6 protein-coding genes are annotated in these 10,234 nt (G+C 73.6%); all 6 read right to left on the bottom strand.

Going from position 1 to position 10,234, the window contains the following annotated elements:
• Positions 1-154 precede the first annotated feature (154 nt).
• From H5397_RS16450 to H5397_RS16475, 6 genes are read right to left on the bottom strand one after another with little or no spacing between them, the layout of a single operon-like run.
• A complete protein-coding gene (locus H5397_RS16450) occupies positions 155-1,054 on the bottom strand; it encodes a transglutaminase family protein (protein WP_182818776.1) in 900 nt (299 codons plus the stop codon).
• Entirely contained in the window at positions 1,051-3,564 is a 2,514-nt protein-coding gene (locus H5397_RS16455; RefSeq protein WP_182818778.1) for a circularly permuted type 2 ATP-grasp protein, read from the bottom strand. The genes H5397_RS16450 and H5397_RS16455 overlap by 4 nt, the downstream gene beginning before the upstream one ends.
• Positions 3,561-6,917 carry a DUF2126 domain-containing protein gene (locus H5397_RS16460; protein WP_182818779.1) on the bottom strand — a complete coding sequence of 1,119 codons (3,357 nt, stop codon included), beginning with the start codon at positions 6,915-6,917 and terminating at the stop codon, positions 3,561-3,563. The genes H5397_RS16455 and H5397_RS16460 overlap by 4 nt, the downstream gene beginning before the upstream one ends.
• Before the next feature lie 37 nt (positions 6,918-6,954).
• A complete protein-coding gene (locus H5397_RS16465; protein WP_182818781.1) occupies positions 6,955-7,755 on the bottom strand; it encodes a transglutaminase family protein in 801 nt (266 codons plus the stop codon).
• A gap of 56 nt (positions 7,756-7,811) precedes the next feature.
• Positions 7,812-9,059 carry a hypothetical protein gene (locus tag H5397_RS16470; protein ID WP_182818783.1) on the bottom strand — a complete coding sequence of 416 codons (1,248 nt, stop codon included), beginning with the start codon at positions 9,057-9,059 and terminating at the stop codon, positions 7,812-7,814.
• A gap of 25 nt (positions 9,060-9,084) precedes the next feature.
• On the bottom strand, positions 9,085-10,098 hold the full coding sequence (locus tag H5397_RS16475) for a LacI family DNA-binding transcriptional regulator (RefSeq protein ID WP_182818784.1): 1,014 nt from the start codon (positions 10,096-10,098) through the stop codon (positions 9,085-9,087).
• Positions 10,099-10,234 lie beyond the last annotated feature (136 nt).

Genomic DNA, 10,234 nt, shown 5'->3' on the forward strand with positions numbered 1-10,234 from the left:
CCGTCAAGCGGTAACCAACCCGCGCATGTCAGTCTGACCATCCGCGTCGACGACCACGCCGAACGTCACCAAGCACCGTGCCAAAAGCGAAGTGGCGTCCCCCAACCAGGAGGACGCCACTTCGTCACGCCCCCTTGACAAAAGGGCCTACATATCAGTCGAGGCGCTTCACGTCGACGGCCACGGTGAGCGTCGAGCCGGAGCCCTCGGTGAAGATGATCCCCTTCAGTGGCGAGACGTCGCGGTAGTCGCGCCCCCACGCGGTCACGATGTAGCGCGAGTCGGCCAGGTGGTTGTTCGTCGGGTCCAGGTCGACCCAGCCGCCGGGGGTGAGGACACCCACCCAGGCGTGCGAGGCGTCCGACCCCTCGAGCTTCACCGTGCCGGGCGCGGGCGTGGTCTCGATGTAGCCCGACACGTACCGGGCCGGCAGCCCGACCGCGCGCAGGCAGGCGACGCCGAGGTGGGCGAAGTCCTGGCACACGCCGGCGCGGGCGGCCAGCACCTCGGGCAGGGTGGTCGACACCGACGTCACCCCTTGTGAATAGGTGAACCCGCTGTAGATCTCGCGGTAGACCGCCTCGATGGCCTCCCCGAGGGGCCGGTTCCCGGGCAACAGTACGTGGGCGAACGCGCGCACCTCGTCCTCGAGGGTCACCATCGTGCTGGGCAGCGTGTAGGCGGCGTGCTCGAACGGGTCCACGTCGGGGGCCGTGCGCAGGAACGCGGCGGCGGACTCCACCGTCCACGCGTTCAGCGCCGCCAGGTCGGCCGGGGGCCACGCGATCTCGACGGTGGTGCGCTTGGCGACGACCAACTCGGTGTGCGGGGTGGAGATCTCGACGTAGTGGGTCCAGTTGCCGAAGGCGTCGACGGACTCGTCGAGGCGGTCAGGCTCGGGGCTGATCTCGATGGCGTGGTCGAGCACCTTCTGGTGCTCGGTCTCGCGGGGGCGCAGCATGGCCCGCTCGAACGAGGCGGTCACGTCGTCGGAGTAGGTGTACGCCGTGCGGTGCCGCACCTCGTACCGGCGCCGGGAGTGGTGGTCGATCATCGGGCGACCTCCTCGGCGAACTCGGGCACCGCGAACGCGCGCGAGGTGGCCTGCGGCGCGAAGTGGGTGCGCTCGATGACCCGGGCCAGGTCGCGCAGCCGCTGGTCGAGGGACGCCAGCAGCTCGGCCAGGCCCGCCCTGCCGTTGGCGAAGAGGGCGTCGTGGTCGGGCGCGGTGACCAGGTCGAGGGCCTCGCCGATCGCCGCGACGAGGGCCGGGTCCTGCCCGGTGTCGAAGTGCCGCAGCAGCCGTTCGAGCTGGTAGCGGACCGAGCGGGGGTTGATCGGGTCCTCCAGCAGCAGCTCCATCGCGGCGACGGCCGGCACGGTCGAGCCGACGCCGGCGGCCATGCGCCGGCGGTAGGTGATCAGGGTGTCACCCGCGCGCAGCACCATCTCGGCGATGACGGCCTCGGGGACCGGCGAGTGCGTGTCCCGCAGCGTGTGGCGCAGCAGGCCCACGGTGGCCTGGGCGCGCTCGAGGCGACGGCCGGCGTCCATGAACGTGAAGATGGCGTCGCGGACCAGGCTCTCCCCGGCGATGCCGGCCAGCGCCAACGACGACGACAGCACCTGCGTGGAGACGGCCTGGTGGTCGATCAGGCCGTCCTCGGCAGCCGCCTCGCGGACCTCGCCCAGCAGCTGGGTCAGCCCGCCGAGCACGTTGACGGTCTCGGGGGAGAGCAGCTCGCGCACGGCCAGCGCGTTCTCGCTGGTGCGCCGCGCGGCGTAGGCGACCGTGCCGGGCAGCTCGTCGTCGACGACCAGGCGGGTGAGCTGCTCGGAGTAGCGCGCCTCCTCGGTCTCGCCGGTGGCCGGGTCGATCCGCACCCCGGTGACCGCGCCGATGGCGTCCATGATCTCGACCATCGCGGTGTGGCCGGCCGACTCCGGCCGGGTGAGCTGGTCGTCGACCAGGTTGTCGCCCACGGCGACGAGCCGGGCGGTGGCCTCGACGCGCTCGGCGTAGCGGCCCAGCCAGTAGAGGTCGCCGGCCGCGCGGGGGGTGAGATCGGGCATGACGGCCACCCCGGACGCCGTGGGCTCGGCCGGGCGCAGCGAGCGCCAGACGGGGGCGTGCTCGTCCTCGAGCACCCAGACGTCCTTGGCGATGACGGTGTCGCCGCGGGTGACGAGGGTCTCCTCCTCGCTCATCGCGACCTTGGCCAGCCCGCCGGGCATGACCACGTACTCGTCGTCGAGCGCGATCCGGAACGTGCGCAGCACCATCGCGCGCGGCGAGAGCCCCTGCGGGGTGACGACCGGGGCCGTGGACGCCTGAACGCGCTCCTGCGCGGCCCAGGCCCAGGGCTGGGCCTCGATCCGGCGGGTGAGGTCGTCGCGCTGGGCGGCGTCCAGCTCCCAGCCGGGGATGGTCGTGGGCCGCGAGCTGCGCGACGTCGGCCGGATGACCAGCTCGCCGAGGTTCGCGAGCACGTGGCCGCGGGAGGCGTCGTCCCCGCACCACCAGGTGCGCGGGGAGGGGAGCAGGAGGTCCTCGTCGAGGAGGGCGCGGCAGGCGGCGTCCAGGTAGGGGGTGAGGCCGACGTTCTCGATCGCGCCCGAGCCGATCGGGTTGACCACCGAGACCGCGCCGCGGCGGGCGGCCGCGAGCAGCCCGGCGACGCCGAGGCGGGAGTCGGGGCGCAGGTCGAGCGGGTCGGACCACTCGCCGTCGACCCGGCGCTGGATCACGTCGACGCGCTGGGGCCGCCCGGGTGTGCGCAGCCAGACCGCGCCGTCGCGCACCACGAGGTCGTCGGAGACCACCAGCGGGTGGCCGAGGAGGGTGGCGACGAGCGACTGGTCGTAGGAGGTGTCGCTGGAGGGTCCGGGGGAGTGCAGCACGATGCGTGGCGACGTGATGCCGGGCGGGGCGGCGGCCTGCAGGGCGTTCTGCAGCACGTCGAAGAAGCCGCGCAGCCGGGAGGAGCGGGTGGTGCGGGACAGGGGTTCCATCACGCGGGTGACGAGGCGTCGGTTGGCCAGCGCGTAGCCGACGCCGGCGGGGGCCTGGGCGCGGTCGGTGAGCACCGTCCAGCCGTCGGGGGTGCGGACGAGGTCGGTGCCGCCGAACGGCAGCTGCCGCGGGCCGGGGATCGTCACGCCGTGGGCCGGCAGCAGGTAGCCGTCGTGGCCGAGGAACAGCGCGGCCGGCAGCACGCGGCGGCGGATCAGGTCGCGGGGGCCGTAGAGGTCGGTGAGCAGGGCGTCCAAGAGGCGGGCGCGCTGTTCGAGCCCGGCCTGCAGGGCGGCCCACGGCTCGGCCTCGAACACCAGCGGGATCGGGTCGACCTTCCAGCGGCCGCCGTTCTGCCCGATCCGCTCCTCGCGGGTGAGGCGGTCGATCTCGCGGCGGCGCTTGTTGAGGCCGGTGGGCCCGAGGCGCTCGAGGTGCTCCCAGAGGGCGCGGTCGTGCACGGCGCCGCCCGCGCCGGTCTCGTCGAAGGCGACCAGGCCGGTGGCCGTCCGGGACGCCAACCGCTCGGCATAGCCGGCTGCCAGGCTCACTCGGCCTCCTCGGCCCCGACGACGGGGTGGCGGCCGCGGGAGTACCGGCGCAGGTCGAGGGTGACCGGGAACTCCGAAGGGTCGCCGCCCAGCACCCCGCCCGGCACCGGCCAGGCGGAGGTGTCGACGCGGCCCGAGGTGCGCCGCTCCTCGAAGCGGCCCGTGCGGCGGGACTCTGCCTCGACGGCGTTGACCGGGTAGCGGTCGTAGGAGCGCCCGCCCTGGTGGGTGACGTGGTAGGTGAACCCGCCCAGCGACGTGGAGTTGCGCACGTCGACGAGGTCGAAGTGCAGCGGGGTGTGGATGCCGATCGAGGGGTGCATGGCCGAGGGCGGGTTCCACGCGCGGAACCGCACCCCGCCGACCCGCGCGCCCGCGGTGGCGTCACGCCCGACGCCCCAGCCGGTGGTCGCGATCGGGGTCATCGGCACCGGGATGCCGTTGCAGGTCAGCACGTGGCGCCCCTCGGTCAGGCCGACGGCGCTGACCTGAACGCGCTCGACGGAGCTGTCGACGTAGCGGGCCGTGCCGCCGAGGGCGACCTCCTCGCCGAGCACCTTCCACGGCTCGATCGCGCTGCGCAGCTCGAGCTCGACGTCGCCGATGCGCACCTCGCCCAGCCGCGGGAACCGGAACTCCAGGAACGGCTCCAGCCAGCGCTCGTCGAACCGGGGACGGGTGCCGTCGGGGAGGGCCGGCCAGGACTCCATGTGCGCGTTGAGCTCGGCGACGACCTCGCGGACGTCGGCGGCCACGAACGCCGGCAGCAGGTAGCGGTCGTGCAGGCGGGTGCCCCAGCGGACCAGCGGCCCCTGCACGGGCGCCTCCCAGAACCGGGCCACCAGCGCGCGGACGAGCGCGGCCTGCATCAGGCTCATCCGCGGGTGGGCGGGCATCTCGAAGCCGCGCATCTCGACCAGGCCGAGGCGCCCGGTGCCCGTGTCGGGGGAGTAGAGCTTGTCGATGCAGAACTCGGCCCGGTGCGTGTTGCCGGTCAGGTCGGTGAGCAGGTGGCGCAGCAGCCGGTCGACCAGCCACGGCTGCGAGCGGCGCTGGCGCTCGACGCGTTCGTCGGGGTCCTCGTCGAAGCGCCTGTCGGCGGCCACGGCGGCGGCGACATCGTGCTCGATGGACGGGTCCTGGGTGATCGCCTCGAGCTCGTTGAACGCGATCTCGAGGTCGTAGAGGGTCTCGGCCAGGCCCTCGTCGACGCGCGGGGCCTGCGAGGTGGAGCCGATGAACTTGCCCGTGAACAGGTACGACAGGCCGGGGTGCCACTGCCAGTAGGTGACCAGCGAGCGCAGCAGGTCGGGCCGGCGCAGGAACGGCGAATCCGCCGGCGTCGGGCCGCCCAGCGTGATGTGGTTGCCGCCGCCGGTGCCGGTGTGGGTGCCGTCGAGGTCGAACTTCTCGGTGGCCAGGCCCGAGTGGGCGGCGTCGTCGAACAGGGTGGTGGTCAGCTCGCGCAGCTCACCCCACGTGGACGTCGGCTGCACGTTCACCTCGATCACGCCGGGGTCGGGCGTGACCGACAGGCTCTCCACGCGCGGGTCGTCGGGCAGGCGGTAGCCCTCGAGCACCACCGCCGTTCCGGACGCCGCGGCCGCGGCCTCGATCGCACCCAGCAGGCCGACGGCGTCGTCGAGCCGGTCGATGGGGGGCAGGAACACGAACAGGTGCGCGCCGCGCTGCTCGACGACCACCGCCGTGGGCGGGGCGTCGCCGAGGTCGAGGGTGTTCAGGGGCAGCCGGTACCCGGCCGCCGAGGTGCCCGGGGTGAGGGTGAGCGGCTCGCCGTCCGGACGCCAGGCCACGCTGGCCCAGCGGGTTGCGCCGAGGGCTTGAGTTTTCTCGTTGAGGGCTTGGGTTTCCACGAACACCGGGACCACCCAGGCGACGGGATCCCCGGGTTCACCTCGCGTGTCCTCGACCGCGCCGAGCACGAAGCCGTCGGGCATCCCGAGCCGGGAGGCGATCCCTTGGGCGAGACCATCGGCAGGCAGCCCGGCCGGGCCTGCGGCGTCCGAACTCGTCTGGGCGTGCGGGTCGGCCAGCAGCGCCGGGTCGCGCCACAGCGGGACCCCGTCGCGGCGCCAGGCGATCTGGGTCTGCCAGCGGGGCAGCTCCTCGCCGGGGTACCACTTGCCCTGCCCGTGGTGGACGATGCCGCCGCGCCCCCAGCGGTCGGTCAGCCGGGCGGCCAGGCGCGAGGCGAGCTCGCGCTTCTCGGCGCCGTCGGCGGCGGACTCCCACTGCGGGTCGGAGGTGTCGCCCGCGGAGACGAAGGTGGGCTCGCCGCCCATCGTGAGCCGGACGTCGCCGGCCGCCAGCCGCTCGTCGACCGCCGCGCCCAGGGCGTCGATGGCGGCCCACTGGTCGTCGGTGTAGGGCTTGGTGACGCGGGGGTCCTCGTGGACGCGGCGCACCTCGTTGGCGAAGTCGAAGGTGACCTCGACGACCTCGGTCGCGCCGGTGATCGGGGCGGCGGACTCGGGCTCGGGCGTGCACGACAGCGGGATGTGCCCCTCGCCGGCGAGCAGCCCCGAGGTCGGGTCGAGGCCCACCCAGCCGGCGCCCGGGATGAACGCCTCGGCCCACGCGTGCAGGTCGGTGAAGTCGGCGCTGGGGCCGGCGGGCCCGCCGTCGATCGGGACGACGTCGCTGGTCAGCTGCACGAGGTAGCCGGACACGAAGCGGGCGGCGATGCCGCAGCGGCGCAGCACCGAGACCAGCAGCCAGGCCGAGTCGCGGCAGGAGCCGATCGCGCGGTCGAGGGTCTGCGCGGGGGTCTGGACGCCCGGCTCGAGGCGGGTCGTGTAGTCGACGGCCTCGCGCATGGCGCCGTTGACCGCGACGAGGAAGTCGACGATCCCGGTCGTGCCGTCGAGCAGGCCGCGGGCGGTGACGTTGTCGGCGATCCAGGTGTCCACGGCGTCCGGCTCGCCGGTGGCCTGGCCGATGGACGCCGACGTGCCGTCCTCGTGCGCCCCGACCGGCCGCAGGTAGGGCGCGAGGTCGCGGCGGAGCTGCTCGGGGTAGGTGAAGGGGGCGTGCTCGGCGTACTCCTCGACGAAGAAGTCGAAGGGGTTGATCGCCGTCATGTCGGCGACGAGGTCGACGGTGAAGCTGAGCTCCTCGACCGGGTTGGGGAAGACGAGGCGGGCGAGGTAGTTGCCGAAGGGGTCCTGCTGCCAGTTGAGGAAGTGGTCGGGCGGGGTGACCGTCAGCGAGTACGCCTCGATGCGGGTGCGGCTGTGGGGGGCGGGTCGGAGGCGGACCACGTGTGGCATCACCCTCGCGGGGCGCGCGAACCGGTAGGTGGTCTGGTGGTGCAGCGCGACCCGGATGCTCACGGCGCCCACTCTAGGGGGCGCGTGTTTCGGCGGCGTGTCAGAGGTGGACGGGCTGGGACGGGTCCTCGGGCAGCAGCCCGTCGTGGGCGTAGCAGGTCACCTGGACCGGCCCGAACGTGACCTGGCCCGACAGCACGGTGAGGAACGCGGTGTCGGCGGCGTCGCGCCCGGTGGCGATGCGGACCAGCCCGGCGCGCGGCACCAAGCGGGTGGCGTCGACGACCTGCCAGCGGCCGTCGACGGCGGCCTCGGCGACGGCGTGGAAGTCCATGGGCACCAGTCCGGGTGCGTAGGCGGCCGTCAGGCGTGCCGGGACCCCACAGGCCCGCAGCATGGCCACGGTCAGGTGGGCGAAGTCGCGGCACACGCCCTGGCCGGCGAGGAGGGTGTCGATGGCGGAGTCGGTGCTGCCCGAGAAGCCCGGGATGTAGCGCATGTGCCCGTTCACCCACGCGCCCACGGCGGTGACCAGCTCCTGGCCGGCGAGGTCGGCGAACTGGGTGGGGGCGAGCACGTTGAGCCGGTCGGACTCGCAGTAGCGCGACGGCCGCGTGTACTCGATCGCCTCGGCGTCGGTGACCGCGGGCGTGGGGGCCGAGCCGGTGACGTCGGCGGCGTAGGCGAGCTCGAGGCGTCCGGTCGGGGCGTCGACCACGTGCAGGCGGGTGCCGGCGATGCTGCTGACCTCCGTGGCGGGCACCTCGGTGCCGTCGACGGTGATGCTGAGCGTCTCGCGGTCGGTCGGGGTGCCCTGCGCCACCGCGACCGAGAACACCAGCCGGGCCGGCTGCGTCACGGTCAGCGCGATGCGGGCGGTGACTGACGTGGGGTTGCTCATTCTGGCTCCGTCAGGGCTTGTGGCGAGCGGGACGCCGCAAGTGTAGGGCGTGGCCCTCAGCCCTCGAACTCCTGGCCGTCGGGGCTGTGGGTGGCGGCGAGGTACACGGCGCAGTCCCAGCCGAAGTCGGTGCCGATCAGGTAGCCGGCGCGTTCGGTCCACAGGCCGAGGTCGCCGAAGAACTCCAGGCAGCCGGCGAGGGTGTCGTCGCTGATGGGTCGCATGACCGCGTCGTGCTCGGGGCCGGCGAGGGGGTTGCCGTGGGACTGCCACCACCAGTCCGCGACGGCCGCGCGCTTCTTCGGGGCGCCTTGGTGGCCGTCGATTTCGAAGAGCAGTTCGGTGAGGGGGTACTCCACGCCCTCGTAGATGGCCAGGTCGTACAGCTCGTGCACAGCCACGAGCCCGAAGGCCACCCACTCCCGGTCGGTCGTGGGCCACGCCTCGGGGTGCGCGACCGCCTTGGTGGCGCGGAGCTCGACCAGCTCCGTCCCCACGGCGGCCAGCCAGAGGCGGTGCAGCGGCAGGCAGTCCATCGCGCTGCGCCAGCTCCGGTCCCAGTCGCCGAGGCCCAAGGCGTCCACGGCCGCGCGGGCGATGACCGGCCGAAGCGCGCCGGTCGAGGTGACCTCGCGCCCGGCCCCCACCCAGTCGACCAGCGCGCGCAGCGTGGCGACGAACTCGGACGCCCTCACGTGCGGTGCGCTCGTGGCTGGGTCGCTGAGGCCGACGGTCCACTCTGATCCGTCGCCGTCCCCTTCGGCGCCGCCCTCGGCCTCGCGGGCGTCCAGCCCCGGCGACCGCCGGCGCCGCTCGTCGGCCGGGAGGGCGTTCCAGGCGTCCGTGATCCGGCCGAAGCGTTCCTGGACCTCCTCGATGGAGGTCGCGTCGTCGAGCGTGATGCCGATCTCCTCGCCGAAGCCGAGCAGGATCTTGTTGGACCCGAAGTTGCGGTCGTCGGTACAGGCGGCCGCCATCCGCTTGCCAGCCTTCCTGGCTTCCTGGGCCAGCGCGGCCGGTTCGGCGGACCCGCCCGCCATGCGCCCTGTCGAGCGGAGGAAGCGCCAGAAGGTGTCGAGCGAGGCGACCAGGGCTGCGACGTCGGGCACGCCGTGCGGACCGTGCGACGGCCAGCGGACGAGCATGAGGTGTTCCACCGTCCGGGCGGGCCATCGGTGGGCCTCGAGCCCGTCGTAGGAATCGCGCAGCCTGATCGCGGTGTCGACCAACTCGGGGGCGAACGTGCGCCCGCGCTGGGTCGCCCACGCCTGCGCCAGCTCCAGCAGCTCCTCTGGGTTGCTCATGGGCACAGCCTGCCAGTTGGGCCCGTCAACCGGAGGCACGCTCCACGAGGACGGGCGTGATGATGATCGGAGGCGGCGCGGGCTGCCCGGCGAGCTGGTCGAGCACCATGCGCGTGGCCCGGCGGGCGAGGTCGCGCCCGGGGTTGGTGATCGTGGTGAGCTGCGGGTGGGTCGTCAGGCCGAGCTGGGTGTCGTCGTACCCGACCAGGCGCAGGGTCCTGGGGACCGAGCGCCCGGCGGCGCGGGCCGCGTTCAGTACGCCGGCGGCGGTGAGGTCGTTGGCGGCGAAGACGCCGTCCACCTCCGGGTGTTCGGCCAGCAGCCGCGCGCCGAGTTCCTCGCCGCGCACCAGGGTGAAGTCGCCCTCGTACCGGGCGACCTCGGTGACGCCGCCGCGCGCCAAGGCCTCCGTCCACCCGGTGAGGCGGTCGACAGCGGCTGGCATGTCCAGCGGGCCACTGATGGTCGCGAGTCTGCGCGCGCCCGCGGCGAGCAGGTGCTCGGCGGCGAGGCGTCCGCCGGCGATGTTGTCGACGTCGACGTACGGCACGGCCAGCTGGGGCTCGAGGGGTCGCCCGATGAAGGCGAGCGGCAGGTGCAAGGTGGCGAGTTCGCGTTCGAGGTGGTCGTCGCGGTGGTGGGAGAGCACCACGATGCCGTCGACGTGCCCGCCGCGCAGGTAGGGCAGCAGGCGCTTGTTCTCCTGGCCGCGGGCGCGCATGAGCAGGACGAGCTGCTTCGGGGTGTGGGCCAGCGCCTCGGCGACCCCGCCGATGGCCTGCGCGATGAAGGGGTCGGAGAACACGCGGGCGTCGTCTTCGGGGACGACCACGGCCAGGGTGTCGGTCTGCCGGGTGACGAGGCTGCGGGCGGCCGGGTTGGGCACGTAGCCGAGCTCCTCGACCGCCCTGCGCACCGCCTCGAGGGCGACGGGGCTCACCAGCTCACCGCCGCGCACGGCCCGCGACGCCGTGGCGCGGGACACCCCAGCCACGCGCGCGACGTCCTCCAACGTGGTGCGGGAGCGCACGTCGTCCACTTCGCCTCCTCAGACGGTATGAGCAGCTCCTCTTGTGTGAGGGGTTGCGGGCCAGGGCCTCTCTCGCGCATGTTCGTGGGTTACCGAACGAGGGTGGTCCTTGGTTCGGCCTATCCACAGTCGTGAGGAGGCCCCG

This window comes from Propioniciclava sp. MC1683 (genome assembly GCF_014164675.1).
Classification (GTDB): Bacteria; Actinomycetota; Actinomycetes; order Propionibacteriales; family Propionibacteriaceae; genus Propioniciclava.

What these genes read in the sequence shown, in the direction of transcription:
- H5397_RS16450 (WP_182818776.1), bottom strand. Translation starts at nt 1,054, where the DNA reads ATGATCGACCACCACTCCCGGCGCCGGTACGAGGTGCGGCACCGCACG.
- H5397_RS16465 (WP_182818781.1), bottom strand. Translation starts at nt 7,755, where the DNA reads ATGAGCAACCCCACGTCAGTCACCGCCCGCATCGCGCTGACCGTGACG.
- H5397_RS16470 (WP_182818783.1), bottom strand. Translation starts at nt 9,059, where the DNA reads ATGAGCAACCCAGAGGAGCTGCTGGAGCTGGCGCAGGCGTGGGCGACC.